At 57.7% G+C, this 16,959-nt stretch carries 17 protein-coding genes; 9 read left to right on the forward strand and 8 right to left on the reverse strand.

Translation table 11 applies throughout. The features are described 5' to 3' along the window. Positions 1-30: 30 nt before the first annotated feature. Complete coding sequence (locus ACYVJT_RS07115) at positions 31-1,935, reverse strand: alkaline phosphatase (RefSeq protein WP_343955907.1); 1,905 nt, start codon at positions 1,933-1,935, stop codon at positions 31-33. Between the two features lie 203 nt (positions 1,936-2,138). Here ACYVJT_RS07115 and ACYVJT_RS07120 point away from each other — a divergent pair, with 203 nt between their 5' ends. Continuing rightward, on the forward strand, positions 2,139-2,918 hold the full coding sequence (locus ACYVJT_RS07120; RefSeq protein WP_343955908.1) for an aspartate dehydrogenase domain-containing protein: 780 nt from the start codon (positions 2,139-2,141) through the stop codon (positions 2,916-2,918). Between the two features lie 33 nt (positions 2,919-2,951). Here ACYVJT_RS07120 and ACYVJT_RS07125 read toward each other — a convergent pair whose 3' ends face one another. Together ACYVJT_RS07125 and ACYVJT_RS07130 are read right to left on the reverse strand one after the other, a co-directional pair. Continuing rightward, complete coding sequence (locus ACYVJT_RS07125) at positions 2,952-3,533, reverse strand: type II toxin-antitoxin system RelE family toxin (protein WP_343955909.1); 582 nt, start codon at positions 3,531-3,533, stop codon at positions 2,952-2,954. Beyond that, a complete protein-coding gene (locus ACYVJT_RS07130; RefSeq protein WP_343955910.1) occupies positions 3,530-3,859 on the reverse strand; it encodes a type II toxin-antitoxin system Phd/YefM family antitoxin in 330 nt (109 codons plus the stop codon). The genes ACYVJT_RS07125 and ACYVJT_RS07130 overlap by 4 nt, the downstream gene beginning before the upstream one ends. 120 nt (positions 3,860-3,979) lie before the next feature. Between ACYVJT_RS07130 and ACYVJT_RS07135 the strand changes: the two genes are divergently transcribed. The 3 genes from ACYVJT_RS07135 to ACYVJT_RS07145 are packed head-to-tail and all read left to right on the forward strand — an operon-like array spanning position 3,980 to position 6,346. Then, complete coding sequence (locus ACYVJT_RS07135; RefSeq protein WP_343955911.1) at positions 3,980-5,203, forward strand: hypothetical protein; 1,224 nt, start codon at positions 3,980-3,982, stop codon at positions 5,201-5,203. Beyond that, positions 5,181-5,552: an iron chaperone gene (locus ACYVJT_RS07140; protein WP_343955912.1), complete on the forward strand. Its 372-nt coding sequence runs from the start codon at positions 5,181-5,183 to the stop codon at positions 5,550-5,552. Before ACYVJT_RS07135 ends, ACYVJT_RS07140 begins: the two co-directional genes overlap by 23 nt. Further along, a complete protein-coding gene (locus ACYVJT_RS07145; RefSeq protein WP_343955913.1) occupies positions 5,543-6,346 on the forward strand; it encodes an oxygenase MpaB family protein in 804 nt (267 codons plus the stop codon). Before ACYVJT_RS07140 ends, ACYVJT_RS07145 begins: the two co-directional genes overlap by 10 nt. On the opposite strand, the gene ACYVJT_RS07150 is transcribed toward ACYVJT_RS07145, so the two are convergent. Further along, positions 6,312-7,958, reverse strand: a complete 1,647-nt coding sequence (locus tag ACYVJT_RS07150) for a long-chain-fatty-acid--CoA ligase (protein WP_343955914.1) — start codon at positions 7,956-7,958, stop codon at positions 6,312-6,314. The genes ACYVJT_RS07145 and ACYVJT_RS07150 overlap by 35 nt on opposite strands. A gap of 234 nt (positions 7,959-8,192) precedes the next feature. Here ACYVJT_RS07150 and ACYVJT_RS07155 point away from each other — a divergent pair, with 234 nt between their 5' ends. The 4 genes from ACYVJT_RS07155 to ACYVJT_RS07170 all read left to right on the forward strand — a co-directional run bounded on the left by ACYVJT_RS07155 (position 8,193) and on the right by ACYVJT_RS07170 (position 11,203). Next, a complete protein-coding gene (locus tag ACYVJT_RS07155) occupies positions 8,193-9,695 on the forward strand; it encodes an alanine/glycine:cation symporter family protein (RefSeq protein ID WP_343955915.1) in 1,503 nt (500 codons plus the stop codon). 102 nt (positions 9,696-9,797) lie between these two features. Further along, positions 9,798-10,013 carry a dodecin gene (locus ACYVJT_RS07160; protein WP_343955916.1) on the forward strand — a complete coding sequence of 72 codons (216 nt, stop codon included), beginning with the start codon at positions 9,798-9,800 and terminating at the stop codon, positions 10,011-10,013. 66 nt (positions 10,014-10,079) lie between these two features. Continuing rightward, positions 10,080-10,289 (forward strand): hypothetical protein, encoded by a 210-nt coding sequence (locus tag ACYVJT_RS07165; RefSeq protein WP_343955917.1) that lies wholly within the window; start codon positions 10,080-10,082, stop codon positions 10,287-10,289. Positions 10,290-10,513: 224 nt separating this feature from the next. Further along, complete coding sequence (locus tag ACYVJT_RS07170; protein ID WP_343955918.1) at positions 10,514-11,203, forward strand: DUF6308 family protein; 690 nt, start codon at positions 10,514-10,516, stop codon at positions 11,201-11,203. 115 nt (positions 11,204-11,318) lie between these two features. On the opposite strand, the gene ACYVJT_RS07175 is transcribed toward ACYVJT_RS07170, so the two are convergent. Genes ACYVJT_RS07175 through ACYVJT_RS07190 form a run of 4 tightly spaced genes read right to left on the reverse strand, consistent with a single transcriptional unit; the run spans position 11,319 to position 16,061 of the window. Continuing rightward, complete coding sequence (locus tag ACYVJT_RS07175; protein WP_343955919.1) at positions 11,319-12,479, reverse strand: acyl-CoA dehydrogenase family protein; 1,161 nt, start codon at positions 12,477-12,479, stop codon at positions 11,319-11,321. A gap of 10 nt (positions 12,480-12,489) precedes the next feature. After that, on the reverse strand, positions 12,490-14,325 hold the full coding sequence (locus ACYVJT_RS07180) for a cytochrome b/b6 domain-containing protein (RefSeq protein ID WP_343955920.1): 1,836 nt from the start codon (positions 14,323-14,325) through the stop codon (positions 12,490-12,492). A gap of 5 nt (positions 14,326-14,330) precedes the next feature. Beyond that, positions 14,331-15,278, reverse strand: a complete 948-nt coding sequence (locus ACYVJT_RS07185) for an electron transfer flavoprotein subunit alpha/FixB family protein (RefSeq protein WP_343955921.1) — start codon at positions 15,276-15,278, stop codon at positions 14,331-14,333. 12 nt (positions 15,279-15,290) lie between these two features. Then, a complete protein-coding gene (locus tag ACYVJT_RS07190; protein ID WP_343955922.1) occupies positions 15,291-16,061 on the reverse strand; it encodes an electron transfer flavoprotein subunit beta/FixA family protein in 771 nt (256 codons plus the stop codon). A gap of 132 nt (positions 16,062-16,193) precedes the next feature. Between ACYVJT_RS07190 and ACYVJT_RS07195 the strand changes: the two genes are divergently transcribed. Next, a complete protein-coding gene (locus tag ACYVJT_RS07195; protein ID WP_343955923.1) occupies positions 16,194-16,778 on the forward strand; it encodes a TetR/AcrR family transcriptional regulator in 585 nt (194 codons plus the stop codon). Positions 16,779-16,959: the final 181 nt, after the last annotated feature.

Raw genomic sequence — 16,959 nt, forward strand, 5'->3', positions numbered from 1 at the left:
TGGTGTCACTATGGTGTTTGAACCGTTGTCTTAGTCAACTGGGAACAGTGAGACCGAAAGTGCACCATCGTAGGTGCCGGCTTCGGTATCGACTGGGACTTCGAGGTTCAGGTCAGCAGCGAGCTCGGTTGAGCCCACGCGGTTGTCGGTGTTGGCTTCACCAAGGGTCTGTGGCAGGGACAAGCCTTCGCCACCGGCCATGGTGCCGGCGATTGCCGAACCTGGAATCGGGTTCTGAGACTCATCAGCAACATTGGGAACCCAGCCGAGGTGATCAGCAGACACAGTGCCGTCGCCGGCGGTCAGATCCGATGACTGACCGGCCACTGCCCAACCATTGGCTTCATGACGAGTATCAGTCACGGTCACCGATGGCATCGTACCGGTCATCCGCAGACGGTCACCGGCGTTGCGTTGGTTGCCCAGCGTTGCAGTACCATCAGAGACGGACAGCACCAACGAACCTGGTTCTTCTGGGTCGCCACCTTCATCTGGCAGACCCTCTACTTCAGCTTCAACCGGAATGTCGCCTTCAGCTGGTTCTTCCGAGTCGTTTTCTTCGGCCCACAGTTCGTCTTTGAACAGGTTCGCGACGGTGGTGTTATCGATGTAGTCGCCACGAACGTCATCAGTGCCAACGGCCGAGTTCATGATCGCATCCGAGCCAGCGCCCTTGAAGAAGTATGGCACCAGGTGGTTGGTGTGGTCACCTGAGGACCAGCCGACGGTCGGCAATTCGCCGGCGTTACCGGTCATTTCGGTGAAGTTGGGATCGTCTTCGGCACCGCCCAGGTAACCGGTTTCGTGGTCAGCGGTGACCACGAGCAGCGTTTCGTCCCAGGATGAGTTGGTCTCAACCCAGTCAACGACCGAGTCGACGGCGTCATTGAATTCCTGAGTTTCTTCGATGTTTCGGGTGGTCTCATTGGCGTGACCGGTCCAGTCGATAGCCCCACCTTCGATCATGAGGTGGAAGCCATCTTCATCCTGACCCAGGACGTTGAGTGCACCTTCGGACATGGTGTCGAGGGCCGGCACGGTATCGTTGAATGGTACTTCACCGGGCAGAGTGCCTTCGGAATCACCGCTGCGGTTCTGCTGCAGCGTTGTGGCTACCGGGGCCAGACCGAATACCTTATCGGAGGTCGTTTCACCGTTCGCCAGGGCTTCGAATTCGCCCTTGGAATCCATGTAGTCCCAGTCGGTGTTGCCCTGTGAGACCGCGTTATAGGACTCTTCGGAAATGTAATCGTAGGCGGCGGACTGCTCTTCGCCGTCATCGTTGTACATTGGGTGACCGGCACCCATGACGACGTCCATGTACTCGGCGTCGATCATCGAAGCACCGATTTCCTGGTAGGCGTTGCGGTCTGGGTTCGCGACCGCATAGGAGGCCGGTGTGGCGTGGCTGTACTGCACCGAGGAGACGACACCGGCAGCACGACCGGTTTCGTGTGCGAGCTCGGACATCGTCTTGAGCTCGTTGCCCTCCGGATCGACGTTCAATGCGCCGTTATTTACCTTGGTTCCGGTCGCCATGGCGGTACCGGCGGCAGCTGAGTCGGTCGGCGTGTTCTTGGCCCAGTTGAAGTCGCCCCAGGCGCCGGCTGAATCGTATTCGTAACCGTCTGCCATGGTGTCCAACGAGTGGGTGGCCAGGCCAATGTGGTTGAATTCTTCGTAGGCCTGAACTGGCTCGCCATCCTGCTCGGTCACGTTACCCGGCTCACCCTCGGTGATGTACTGTGACTGTCCGGTTTCATACAGGTTCGTGTTGGCCACGTGGTTGTAACCCATGCCATCGCCGATCATCACGATGACGTTTTTCGGAGACTGGGTGTCGTTGTCTGCGTATGCCGGGGCGATGCTGGCGCCGGCAAGCACTGCCAGGGACAATACCCCGGTGGTAGTGCGTTGAAGGATTTTCTTCGACATGTAGAACCTTTTCGTTCGTGATGAGAATTTCCTTGAGCAATTCCGCTCGGGTCGTGCTGTGTTGACGACCAGAATTCACGATAAAGTGGGCGTCTAACTGCAGAAACATCAAAAAGTTAACGGGCCCCAAACACTTCACGTGCAGCAGCTTTCCAACGTTGCAGCACGGCGGCAGGCCGCGGCAAATTTACTAGAGTGGCACCATGAAGATTTTGTTGCTGGGGTTTGGTTCGATCGGTCGTCACATCGTCCGGCTGCTGGATCACGACTTCACCGCTATGGTGCGCGATATCGATGCGCACCGCGAGCGCGGCACACTCGGTGTTCGCCTCATTACCCAACAGCACTTTGACCAGGCGGTTGCCGAGGCTGATCTCGTGGTCGAAGCCGCCGGGGTGGCCGCAGCACAACAGTTATTGCCGAATGTGGACAAACCGTTTGTGCTCACCTCGGTCGGTGCTCTGGCTGATCCGGATATCGCGGATTCACTCATGACGCCCCACTTGCACGTCACCAATGGCGCCATCGGCGGTTTCGACATTTTAGAAGCCGTGGCGCATCAGCTCGACAACGTCTCGATCACAACGTCAAAGGATCCGTCAGGGCTGGTGCAATCGTGGATGTCCTCGGACGAAGCACACCGATTAGACCAGCTCACCGAGCCCGAAACGATTTTTACTGGCAACCCGATCGAGGCCATCGAGAAATTCCCGGGCAACGTCAACGTGGCAGTCGCACTGGCCTATGCAACTCGCGGATCGAAGCCGCTCTCGGAATCGCTACAACGTGTCCAGGTCCAATTGGTTGCAGATCCGGTGCGCACTGATTCGGCCCACGTCGTCGAAGTATCCGGGGACGCTGGCCGCTTCAGATTCGAATTCGTCTCGGCACCGAGCCCGATTAACCCGGCGACGTCCGGGACGACGGCGCTGTCACTCGCCGCAACGATCCGAAGGGTCGAACCTTATATTCTGCACGGCTGACGCGTCACGTCTCTGATCCGATCAAACGCTTAGCTATTCAGACGTGTTTGAAATATACCCATTCCAGATACGTTGTGCTTGTTCTGGAGATAATCGGGCAATCTCGTGTCGAGGCATTTTCACGACGTAAACAAGCGTATTCACGAGCCACTCAGGAACCGCTGCTTTCTCGTCTGGTTCAGTCGAAGCTTTTAAACCATACGCAGCTCTACCCAGGGCATCGATAGCCGCAGCGAGAGGAACAGTAGCAGGGTCATCTCGCATCTGTGACACGCGATCTTGAACTTCCCTGTAAACTTCGGCATCACTGCGAGCGCCTAATGCCCATACCTCGGCTACATCGACGACAACCGTTCCAGAGTCATCATGAGTCGCGCGCCAAACAAGGCGCCAATCCCGGTCACCAACTACAATTTTTCGGAAGCCGATGAGCTTTCCTCGAAGAGCTTTGCCAGCTTCTGGGTTGCGCTCTAGTAGAAGGCATTTCTTGAGGGCCCACCGTACAACTTGTGGATCGCCTTTACGAAGCATCGTCTGCAAATCGCCCCAAGCAGCGTCGGTGAGACGAACAACGGTACCCTCGGCTTCAGGGTGTCGGCCACCTCGACGTGTCATTCGCGACCGGCGGCTAGATCTGCATCGAGTTCTGCATCTAATGCATCACGGTCGAAACCTAATTCAGATATGACATCATCCAAATTCAGGCGTCGGCCGGAGTCAGTTGCCAAACGTGACAGCAAAAGAACACTATCTTTGAGGTCTTCCTCCAGTTGCCTGATTTCTTCGAGATGTTCCATACTCACTATTGCGGCAACCGCTTTCCCGTGGCGCTCCACCACGAGGTCTTCACCGAGTTCAGCAGCGCGTACTAAATTTGGTACGCCACGAGTGGCGGCTTCAGTGACTGAAACAACGTGCGGAGAAACTTCGAAGGTTGACATAATTAAAACTATACAGTTTTCTGTACAGTTTTCAAAGAGTTGTGCAGCAATCTTAGATCAGCGGTCTGGCGCACGCCACCAAAGATCCCTCAATTAGCTCCCGCGTTTAGGATGGTGGACGTGAGGAAAGTAGAGCCAGAACACGAATACTATGCTGTCCCCGCGCACAGCACACAAAAATCCGCGGCCCGGGTGGAATCGCGGGCGATCTGGATTTCGATTAGCTTCGCAGCCCTGGCGGCGGTGGTTGGTCTGATCGCATTCGCGGGCAAACTCACGCCACTGTCAGCCGACTACTCCGTGGGCACGGTTGCCGGCTGGACCGCAGGCATTGCCGCCGGGATCTCGGCCCTGCTCGGGTTGATCATCGCTACCGGTCCGCAACACGGCAACCTGGGATGGATGCGTCGCCGGTTCTGGGGCTGGTGGCTCCTCGATTTCATCGGCCTGATCATCACCCACGGGGCCATCGCCACCCTGGCCGTGCTAAGCACTTTTCAACTCTTTCAACGAGCGTTTCAAGGACTCGTGGTCGATGGAATTGCTGCGACCGTGTTGCTGTGCCTGGTCTCGGCCGTGGCCTCCTACTTTGGTTTCAGCTCGGCTTCTCGCGCGTCCACCGCCTCAATATCAACGCTGCTCGCGCTGTTCATGGTCGCGGGCATGTTGGCCTCGATGCTGCTGGCTGAGAACCCATACTGGTGGCACATGTTCTTCTCTCAGCTGGGCACCGGCCAGGCCGGGGTCCTGTCATTTTGGACGTTCAACACCACCATCACCGTCACGGGCATCGTGCTGACGACCCTGGCGAATTTCATTTCCCAGGACCTCTACGCATGGGCAGAGCACCGACGTCGGCAAGGGAAGCGTCGCGGTTTCGTGCGGATGCTCAAAGGCGGCATGATGCTGATGGGGATCTGCATGGTGGGGTTGTCCTTGGTCTCGATCCACGTCAGCGACCCGATCCACACCGGCTTCGTGCAAATCTTGGCCGCGACGTTTGGGATCATGGTGCTCACCGTCCCGATCTGGCTCCCTGGCGCCCCGGCGGCGATGTACGTCATCAGCTACCTCATGCTGGGACTCGGCGTCTTTTCTGTGGCCCTCTGGTACCCGCTGGGCTACTACAACTTGACCGCGCTCGAACTGGCGTTCGCCGGGATCATCTTCGCCTGGCTGGTCGTGCTTATCCGCACGGTGGACGGCATGATCTCCGACGTCATCCCGCAACACCAACCCGTCGCACAGCCCGATGACGATGCCAATGTCACGCAGAGCGACGATACACCTGACGCAGCGACCAAAGGAGCTTTCTTTGACGATGAGCAAACCCACCACCGTTGATGAATTCTTCGACCAATTTCACGCCCCTGCCCGCAGTACTCTGAACCGATTGCGAGCCGTCGCAGACCGAGCCGCACCGAATACGCACACCGCACTGAAGTGGGGTTCGCCGGCGTGGATCCATGCATCCGGGACCATCCTGTTTATCGTCGATGGGTTCAAGCGTCATGCCAACGTGGTTTTTACCCCGAGCACCCGCGACGCATTCGACGCAGAACTCGCGACCTTCCAGACGGGCAAAGGCTCGGTCAAAATTCCTTATACCGAGACAGTTCCCCGCCACCTGCTGCACCGCATGGTGGCCTACCGGATCCGTGAACATGAACAGGACGGCATACGGTGGATGTGAAATCTCCGCGCACCGACGTGCAGCTGGCGTGGGAAGGCATCGTGCTCGCCGGAGCCGGCGCGGCCATCGCGTTACAGGTGGCCCACCGACCAGTGGCTGCCGGGGTGGCGCAGCATTCCAATTTCACCGCAGACCCTTTGGGCCGGCTGCGCCGCACCCTGCAGTACATTTACGCGGTCGTGCTACCCGAAGCTCAGTTAGCTCGTACCACCGTCGCCAACTGGGTCTCGCGTGCCCACGAACCCGTCGAAGGCACCCTCGACGGCGCACAGTACAGTGCCGCCGACCCCGACACACAACGCTGGGTGACGTCAACGCTGTATTGGACGGCCGAGCAGGTCCGCTGGCGCATCTGGGGTGAACAGCATCCCGACGACGCCGAGCAGATTTATCGCAGTTACGCAGTCCTAGGCACAGCATTAGGCATGCCGAAAGAGTACTGGCCTCGCGATCGCGCTGCTTTCCAACAGTATTGGGAATGGCAAACGTCCGACCTCGAGGTCACCAAGAACGCCCGACAGATCATGGCAGACCTCTTCGCGGCCGAAAGCGCTCCCGCGTGGTTGCGCACCGCCATGCCGCTTGCGAAGTTCCTCACCGCTGGACTGTTGCCAGCCCACATCCGCATCCAATTGGGTTTGGACTGGGATGGCGCCGACTCGATGCGGGAAGATCGGCTCTGGCGCGTCCTCCGCCGCACCTACCCCCGTCTGCCCACCGGCATCCGCCACGCACCGACACGCTTCGTCGTCACCGGGCTTACTTATAAAGGTCCTGGTACTCGCTCCGGATGACTTTCTTATCGATCTTGCCGACCGAGGTGGCGGGGATTTCGTCGACCACCTGGAATTGTTCAGGCAACTGCCATTTCGCGAAGCGTTTCAACAGGTGCTCGTGCACTTCGTCCTTGGTGATGTCTTGACCTTCCTGGAGGACCAACAACATGAAAGGCCGCTCATCCCACTTCGGGTGCTCCAGCCCAACCACGGCGGCCTGGACCACTTTCGGATGCCCGACCATGGCGTTTTCCATGTCGATGGACGAGATCCATTCGCCACCGGATTTGATGACGTCCTTGAGCCGGTCGGTGATCTTCACAAAAGCGTTCCGATCCATGGTGGCCACGTCGCCGGAGCGCCAGTAGCCATCCACAAACTTATCGGCCATCTCGCTCTCTGACATCCCGTGATAGCTCGCAGTAATCCACGGCCCTTTAATCAGCATCTCACCGGTGGTCTCACCATCCGCGGGCACTTCATTGCCCACGCCGTCGACGATTTTCATGTCAACATTGACCGGCACGCGCCCCTGCTTGGAACCATATGCTTCGAGTTCCTCTTCGCTCAGATGTTCGCGCATCGTCGGGGTGATGCGGTTGACGGCGACCAGCGGAGACGTTTCGGTCGCGCCGTAGGCGTGGACCACTTCGGCGTTGAAGGTTTCCTTGTACCCGGTGATCATCGACAACGGTGGTTCGGTGCCGCCGCACAGCAGTCGCAGGCCGGTGAGATCCTTGACGCCCGTGGATTTCAGCACCTCAAGCATCGGGCTGAAGATGGCGGGCACCCCGTTGGTGACGGTCACACCTTCTTCAGTGATGGCACCGGTAATCTCGCCCAGGGTGTCAGCCGAGAACTGTCCCGGCAACACGAGTTTTGCCCCGGCGAGCACGGTTGCCTGGATGGTGCCCCAGGTCAGCACGTGGAACATCGGTGTAATCGGCATGACGACGTCGAATGGCGTCACCGAAAGCCCGTTGACGAAGCCGTAGGCGTGCAAAAACTGCGAACGGTGCGAGTAGAACACGCCCTTTGGGCGGCCGGTGGTCCCGGTGGTGTAGCCGGCCGCGAAGGCAGAGGTTTCGGAGATGTTCGGCCACTCGGGCAGTGGCTCGGCCTCGGCGAGAAGGTCCTCGTAGTACACCGCATTGGGCAGGCTGTGCTCGATCTCGCCGTCGGAGAGAATGACCCAGGTTTTGACGTGCTGCGCTTTCGTCGCAATGCCCTGGATCATCGGTACAAGTGTTTCGTCGACGATGACCACCGATGCCGCAGTATCGTCCAGAACATATAGCAGGTCTTCTTCACCCAAGCGTAAGTTCAACTGGGTGAACACGGCACCAATGGCGGGGACTGCCCAGTACAGCTCGTAGTGGCGCAGCGAATTCCAGTCCATCACACCAACGCGATCGCCGATGCGTACCCCCAGTTTTGCCAGCGCCGCGGCAGCCCGTTCAATACGGTCGAAGTTTTCTTTATAGGTTGTGCGTCCCCATTCACCCTTGGAGTTGCGATGCACAATCTCGGTGTCCGGAAACGAGCGCACGGATTGGCGAATCAAACTCCCCATCGTGAGCTGGTAGTCGTCCTGCATTGTGGATGGATAACCGTGTACGACAGCTGACATCGTGGTCCTAACGTTGAGGGACTAGATATTGTGTTGCACCCCACGATATCGGAGGTCGACGTGAACCGGAACCAACGCTGACACTTTGAGTGTAAATGCAGGCCCGCGTGTCGTGAGTACGGGGGTATTGAAACCAAGAGCCCTCCGGTATGCTGTCATCTTAAGTGACGCCTGTCACCAACATTTCTCACGCACCGTAGTCCTTATGGACCAGTTTGAAGGGGTTCCATAGCAATGACTCAACTTCTCGATATCCTTGATCAAATCAGTTCCTTCGTCTGGGGGCCGTTCTTCCTCATCCCCCTACTGCTCGGCGTGGGACTGTATCTCACCTTCCGCCTGGGCGGCCTGCAGTTCACTAAACTGCTCCCGGCACTCAAGCTTGGGATCATTAAGCGCAACGACCCCGGCTCCGAAGGCGACATTTCCCAGTTCCAAGCGCTCACGACGGCGTTGGCCGCAACCATTGGAACAGGAAACATCGTCGGCGTTGCCACCGCCCTGGCCATCGGCGGCCCGGGCGCTCTGTTCTGGATGTGGGTCACCGGGCTCGTCGGCATGGCTTCCAAGTACGCAGAAGCCTATCTGGGCGTTCGTTTCCGTGGCACCGACGCCGCTGGCGAGAAATCCGGTGGCCCGCAGTATTACCTGTCGCGCGGCATTAAGGGCCCGGTTGGCAAGATCCTCGCGTTCGCCTTCGCAATCTTTGCGGTGATCGCATGTTTCGGTATCGGCAACATGACCCAGGGCAATGCGATCGCCTCGAATGTGGAAAGTAGCTGGAACATCCCCATTTGGGTCACCGGCCTCATCCTCACCGTGTGCGTGATGCTCGTCCTCGTCGGCGGCATCAAATCCATTGGCCGCGTTACAGCGGGCCTCGTCCCTGTTATGGTCATCTTCTACGTCCTGGGTGCGATCTATATTCTGCTGGCAAACTTGGATGCCCTCCCAGGCGCTTTGGCCCAGGTCTTTACGGATGCGTTCACCGGAACCTCGGCTGCAGGCGGTTTTGCTGGCTCTGCCATTATTATTGTCATTCAGTACGGTGTGGCTCGCGGTATGTTCTCCAACGAATCCGGCCTCGGTTCGGCGGCCATTGCGGCTGCTGCAGCACAAACCAGTCACCCGGTCCGTCAGGGCCTGGTGTCGATGACGCAGACGTTCATCGACACCATCATCGTGGTCAGCTTCACCGGCCTCGTCATCGTGACCACCGGTACATGGAGTCACACGGATCCGAATACGGGCGAACAGCTCGATGCATCGTTGATGACCGGCGAAGCATTTAGTAACGGCCTCCCGGGACAATGGGGCCACTGGGTCGTCACGATTGGCCTGGTACTGTTCGCGTTTTCAACCATGCTCTCGTGGTCGTACTACGGCGAGCGCAACATTGAGCGCCTCTTTGGCCGTCGCCTCGTGATGCCCTTCCGGGTGTTTTTCTCGTTGATCGTCTTCGTTGGTGCCACGGCAGAACTCGAAGTGGTGTGGCTGTTCTCCGATATCTTCAACGGGTTGATGGCGCTACCGAACCTCATCGGTCTAGCAATATTGTCTGGTCTCATCGCTCGCGAGACGAAGCATTATCTCAAGCACGATCCGAAACTGGAAGCAGATGCGGACCAGATCGAGGCGTTCATGGCCGGCCGACCCGGCTGGGATGAGTGGAAGTCCGGCGACGTCATCGGCTCATCACATAATTACGGTGTCGGCAAGAACGCCCCACCCTCCTAGCAGTTACACAGGGGTAGACGGTCCACGTCATGGGCCCGTAGCGTTGCGAAGCACCAGGCCCTCGAAGGGAACCGGCCCAGGGCCGACAACCAGGAGGTAATCATGGTCGATAATATTTATAACATCACCGAAATCGTTGGCACTTCGCCCGACGGTACAGATACCGCTATTGCCAATGCCATCGAAGAAGCGTCCAAAACCCTGCACAATCTCGACTGGTTTGAGGTGCAATCCATCCGCGGAAATCTCAGCGAAGGCCATGTGGTCGACTGGCAGGTCACCATCAAGATCGGTTTCCGCCACGAAGCAAAGAAATAGGAACGTCCTCAACGACGCAAACATACGCGGTGCAGCCAACCAAAGCTGCACCGCGTCGGCCTGATCATGGCGCTGGTGGTTGCGGTGTTGGGCATCCTCGGGACGTCGATGAACGTCATGCAGCTGGATGAACCATTCGCCGGTGATGCCGAACGTCCTGCCGCAGTGATCACCAGCACGCTGACCTTCATCCCGCTGATCATTTATGTGATCGTCGGGGTTCCCACCATGGTCCTGGCACGCAGGCGAGACAGCATGGAACGACCAGTCCACTAGGAGGTTCAAAGGTTGAGCTTGGAGATGTCTATGGCGGCTGTAAATCGTGGTATAAAAATCGGAGGCTACTCACCAAACTCCCGGAGATCTAGAGACAATGCTACGACCTCCGAGACTGACCCATCGCATGAAGCTGTGACAGGCTTACTCGTTATAATCACCGCATTACTGTGGGGGCGCCAACCATCTATGCCTCAAGTCATTCAGAAGTGTAATCATGAAGTATGACTAACTACGTTTACGAATCCTCTGAAGTCGAAGAATCCGTCCTCTCCCGGGCAGTAGAACTCACCCTGATTGTTCTCAATGACCCAGATACCCCTAACAAACTCGCGAAATATTATGATCCTGCTGGAGATTACGTAGGGGCATCATTTGTAACGTTGGAACCACATAACGCGGATCGTCTAACGTCTTCGGATCTCATGGCGACATCAATGTTAAATGTTGGCTTTCCTGCAAGTGCCATCCGAAGGCTGCTCCAAGACACTCAAAATCAAGCCGACATAAGCGAAAAGCTGCGCGCATTACCCAGCTGTTCATTAGAAGACACGACTACAGACGACCTTGATCTGATGGGCGAGCTCTACAGCATGGTCAAACCTCTTCTTGCTGATGGTTACTCCAAGACTTCCAATCGTTGGGTAACCACAAGCAAACTTCTTGCTAGAAAACGGCCGAGCCTTTTTCCTGTTAGAGATCGAGTAGTATGTGGCTACCTCGACATCATGCCATTAAAAGACTATCGAAAAGACTGGCAAGTGTTTCGGCATCTGATGCAAAACGAACGCGTTAGACAACGTCTCGCCGAGCTACCGTCAGAGACGGTACATGCAGCTCTAGACTCGGATCCTATCTTGGACACAGAACCACTGCGCATTCTCGATGCTGCCCTCTGGATGTACGCTCGCTAAGAGACGTCCCCTTCGCGCATGCGTCGCGAAGCGCAGTAGAGACCCGGCTCCGGTGTTCTCCGTCGTTGACCAGCGCTAACGGGGAGCTGTTGTGAGCAGCTGCCTCACAGGTGTCTTAGAACCCGCGGGCGATGAGTTCTTTCATGACTTCGTTGGTGCCTGCGTAGATTTGCTGGACTCGGGCGCCGGCGTACATGCGGGCGATGGGGTATTCCATCATGAAGCCGTATCCACCCCACAGTTGCAGGCACCGGTCGAGCACCGAGTTCTGGACATCGGTTGCCCAGTATTTGGCGGCTGATGCCTGCTCAGTGGTCAGGTTGCCTTTGTCGTGTTCGGCAATGCAATAGTCGATGAAGGTTTTTGTTGCCAGCACCTCGGTTGCACACTCAGCCAGGGTGAATTTCGTATTCTGGAAATCCATGACGGTCTGACCGAACAGTTTGCGCTCCTTCGTGTATTCGATGGTCTGACGAACGGCAGTCTCGGCTTGGCCAACGGCGGTGATCGCCACTGCCAGACGCTCCTGCGGCAGCTGCTGCATCAACTGGCGAAAGCCCTGGCCGTCGCCTGCTGCCCCACCGATAATATTGGCGGCGGGGACGCGCATGTCGGTGAAGGACAGTTCGCGAGTATCTTGTCCGTGCGCACCGAGTTTATCGAGCACCCGGCCACGCGCGAATCCCTCGAGACCATCAGTTTCGGCGACGACCAACGAAACACCCTTGCCTCCTGGCTGCTCGTTGGTGCGAGCAACGATCACAATCAAGTTCGCCTGGGAACCGTTGGTAATGAACGTCTTGGAACCGTTAATGAGCAGGTCATCGCCGTCGGGCGTACCGGTCGTGCGGATGGCTTGAAGATCTGAGCCGGTGGTCGGTTCGGTCATCGCAATGGCGGCAACCATTTCACCACTTGCCAGCTTGGGCAGCCAGCGCTGCTTCTGCTCTTCGGTTCCGTAGGCGACGATGTAGTGGGCGACGATGGTCGAGTGGATGCTGTAACCCCAGGAGTCGTCACCGGCCAGCCCCTGTTCGTAGAGGATGGCAGCTTCGTGCGAAAAGTCTGCGCCGCCGCCACCGTATTCTTCAGGGATAGACACCAGCAACAGACCGTTATCGCCCGCCTTATTCCAGAGTTCGCGGTCTACTTCGTGATTTTCGGCGAAGCGTTCCTGATGCGGGGTGAGCTCGCTGGCCATGAAGTCCCGGGCCATCGCACGCAGATCGGCATGCTCTTCCGTTTCCCAAACTGAGGTGTAGTTATCCAGAATCATTGATTTCCCCTTAGCGAGTTGAGACCTGTCCGGTCTTTTCGGCAACTGGTGCGATAAAGATAGGTTTGATCAACCAGGCTACCCCAACGGTGACGGCTACAGATACTGCAAAGACCGCAATACCCCACCAATCACTGGCATCTCGGGCCGTGAAGATCATGTTCAGGTTGCTCAGCACACCGGTAGTGAACACCAGGAACAGGTGGACGATGATGAACAGGATGAAGTAGATCATCGTGAAGAAGTGGGCTTTGCGCGCCACAGGTAGCGGGAAGGCCTTGTTGATGCGTTCAGCCTTTTGTGGCCACCAGGTGGACATCCGCAGGCCGGTTAGCACTGCGATCGGGGCGGCAATAAAGACCGTGAGGAAATAGGTCGTGATCTGTAGCGCGTTGTAGTAGATCCACGAGTTTTCTTCGGGCCAATCCAGTGAGACGTATTGCAACCCAGCCGAGACAATGTTCGGGAAGATATCCCAGTTGCTGGGCACGATACGCATCCAGTGACCGGTGGCAAACACCATGATGTAGAAGAACAAACCGTTGAGCACCCACAGCACGTTGAACGATTGGTGGATCCACTGCTGGATGGAGACTTTTGCCGGGGTGTTGGTTTTGCCCGGCGAAAAGAATCCGCCCTTATTGGCTGTCCAGTACGCCTCAGGCCGATCCTGGTTTCGTATCAACAGGCCAGACCTGATGACCATGACGATGATGAAGAAGTTGAAGAAGTGCTGCCATCCGACCCAGGCAGGCATGCCCGCCTCGACGCCGTCAGGGTGGGTCGGTGTGCCGTCGTAGGTGGCAATGAACTCGGCCACTGGGTCTAGGGTGCGTAACCATTGAACCAACAGCACGAACCCTGCAGCAACCACGGCCACGATTCCCAAAGTGATGAGCACCTTGCGGGCTTTTGACGGCTCCTTGACGACATCCTTCTCGACGGTCTTGGTTGCCGCTGGCTTCTGGGCCGGTGGTGGGGTCACCACATCTGGCGTCTTGACCTCTGGCTCAGCAGCCTGGGCTGCCGGTTGTTGCGCAGCAGGCTCAGTCGGCGCAGCCGCGGGTGCGCCCATGCGCCTTCGCGGCGCCTTCGCTGTCGCCGGTGCAGGTTGCTCGGCGGACGCCGCTGGTTCTTGGGCAGGGGTCTCTGGCTCGGGTGCCACTGCGGCGGGCGCAGAATCGGGGTGGCCCACCTGCAGTGGTTGCCAACCGGTCATACGACGACGCGGAAGGTCTTCGGTCACCGGTGCCGGAGCAGCTGCGGCAGCCTTGGACGCCGGTTGCGCTGTCTCAGCGGGTGACTCGGCCGTCGCTGGTGCCGCTGACGCTACAGGTGCAGGTGAGGACGATGGTGCGGTAGCGCGTGCATGGCGGGCGACAGACAGTGGTTGCCAACCGGCCATGCGGCGCCGTGGGATGCTTGGATCCTGAATCGGGCCGGAGGGTGCCGCCGGTTGAGCAACAGGCTCCGCTGGGGCGGCTTCTGATAGCTCGTGAGTAGGGTCCGACACTTCCTGCGCCGGTGCTGCTGACGCGACAGCAGCAGTCGGAGCGGCAGTGTTGGCAACGGTCAACGGCTGCCATCCGACCATCCGGCGTCGTGGCACATCAGGATCTTGCACTGGCCCGGATACTGCGACTGGCTGGTCCGTAGTCACTGCAGGTGCTTCAGCAACTGGTTGTTCGGCCTGCGGGGCCACTTGCGAGGTAGCAGGTGCGACAGCAGGTTCCGGTGCGGTCTGCTCCACGGGTGTGTCAGGTTGAGCCGGCGGTTGTGATTCCAATGGTGCGTCGTGATTTTCGACGGCCAATGGACTCCACCCGACCATGCGACGTTTCGACATAGATATCAGCTTTTACGAGTTTTGAGTTCGTCAACAATTTGCGGCACGACCTCGAAGAGGTCTCCGACCACACCGAAGTCGGCGACTTCAAAAATTGGTGCGTCCCCATCTTTGTTGATGGCGATAATGGTCTTGGCGGTCTGCATACCGGCCAGGTGCTGGATGGCTCCAGAAATGCCCACGGCAATGTAGAGCTCCGGCGACACGGAGACGCCGGTTTGACCAACCTGCAGGTTATGTGGCACATACCCGGAGTCCACTGCGGCACGTGAGGCGCCGATGGCGGCATTGAACTGGTCGGCAAGATCTTCGATAATCTGGAAGTTCTCTTCGGAACCGACGCCGCGACCACCAGACACTACAACGTTTGCGGCATTTAGCGCGGGACGATCCGAGCCGGCCTCGACTGCTTCAGCAGAAACAACGGTCGCACCAGGTGCAGTCTGGACTTCAACGTCTGAGTTCACCACGGCCGGGTCAGCCACCGCCTCTGCCCGATCTTCAATCGCACCGGGACGCACGGTGGCAATCATCAGACCACCCTCAACCGTGGATTCCGTGTTGTAGTCACCACCAAAAATGGCGTGTTGCACGACGGCTTCCTGGCCGTCAGCATCCCAATAGATACCGGTTGCATCCGCAGCAACCGCACCCTTGGCAGCAACCGCTATACGACCTGAAATCGCTGCATTGATCGGCAAATGCGCAACAAGCAGCAGGGAGGCACCGTAGTGGCGTACTGCCGCAACACCTGCGGCAACCTGTGCACTACCCAGCTGATCTTCGGGGCCGGTATGGACAAATACTTCGGTGGCGCCTGCGGAGCCGAGCGCGGCAAGCGTGCCGGCGTCCGGGGTTTCGGTCACTACGGCCACGGGATCACCAATGGTCGAGGCAGCACCCAGGACTTCGGCGGGGTCAGCGTTTGCTACGAGAGCGAGCACTTTAGACATCTGCGTACTCCTTTAGACGAGGTGCCGGGCGGCAAGGAAATCGACAAGTTCTGTGGCTGCGGTATCGCCGGAAACCTTTTGGCCAGCCTCTTTTGGTGGACGTTCGGCCGCGGTCACCATCACGCTACGCACATAGGCAGCATCCGGCCCGGCAGCCAGCCCCAGATCAGCCAGCGAAGTCACGGCGATTTCTTTCTTGCGCGCTTCACGAATTGCTTTGAAATTGGTGAGTTTCGGCTCACCGGCTTTTTCTGTCAGGGATACCACGGCAGGTGTCGCTGCTGAAAGTGTCAGGCGCTCGGTATCCGTGTTGGTCACACCCGTGACGGTACCGTCGGCAATCTCAATCGAATCTGCACCAGGAATATGCGGGCGCCCCAGCATCTCAGCGATCATGGCTGGCACCATCGCTCCGCGGCCGTCAGTTGATTCAGCACCGGAAAGAATCAGATCAGCGTCTTTGGCAGCTTCGGCTAAGACCCGAGCGGTTTGGACCATATCCGAACCCGCCAGCTCATCATCGACCACGTGGACGGCACGATCTGCTGCCAGAGCCAAGACTTTGCGGATCGATTTATCGGCATCGGCCGGGCCCATCGTCACAGCCACCACCTCAGTTGCAGTCCCTGCTTTTTTCAGCTCGGCCGCAACAGCGGAAACACGTTCATCGATCTCGTCGATAATATTTTCCGAGTTCTGACGCGCCAGCAACCCAGTATCTAACGCAATGTCGCGCTTCTCATAGGTATCTGGCACTTGCTTCACCAACACTACGACTTTCATATCCACCTCAGAGTGATGTCGTTCACGGAGACTATATCTCCGTACAATACACCGTACAATTTAGACGTCCAGAAAAGTTTAATAATTACGCTAGCTGTGACATCAAACACGACTGCGTGAAAAGGTAGACCCATGTCCACTGCAGAACTGAACGCCGACCTCACCGCCAAGGCACGCATCCGTCAAGTAGCCCTCGAGTTATTCGCCCTCAACGGCGCAGACGCCACCTCCATGCGAGCAATTTCGTCGCGCGCCGGCGTGACAGTAGGTCTCATCACGCATCACTTTGGCACTAAATCTGGCTTGATACAAGCTGTCGAGGACGACATTCTTGCCGGGATTCAACACGCAATTGCCTATAAAGAATCCGACGCTGACGTCGACGTCGTGGTGCGAGCGCTCGACCAACGGTTGTTAGACCACGTGGCCGAGAATCCACTGGTAGTGGCCTATCTGCGCCGCATGATGCTCATCGAACCCGGGGGCGAAGGCTCTGATCTGACCGAACGCTTCACGCGGATGGCGCTGGAACAGATCAAGGATTTGCGTCGTCGCGGCATTGCGTCAACCTCACGCGAGGCAGAAGATCAAGTCATGCAAGTAATGCTGGTGCAATTAGGGCAAGTGCTACTACAACCTTTTTTGCAGCAGATCGCCGGGCACCTCGACCGCGACCCCGAGCAGTATCGTCTCAGCCTTCGCAAAACCAGAAACTGAAGTGGCTTAAACTCGGTAAAAGGCAGTCTAGAGAGCCGGTAAATAGTAGCGTAGGAACCCGGCAAAAGGTAGTGTAGGAACCCGGTAAACGGTAGTGTAGAACACCTGACAAGGAGTTTCTATGAGCTACATCAAGAGAACAATAGATCACGAGTTAGACGAACTGCTGCCTGTAGCGCCA

The organism is Yaniella soli (genome assembly GCF_054782375.1).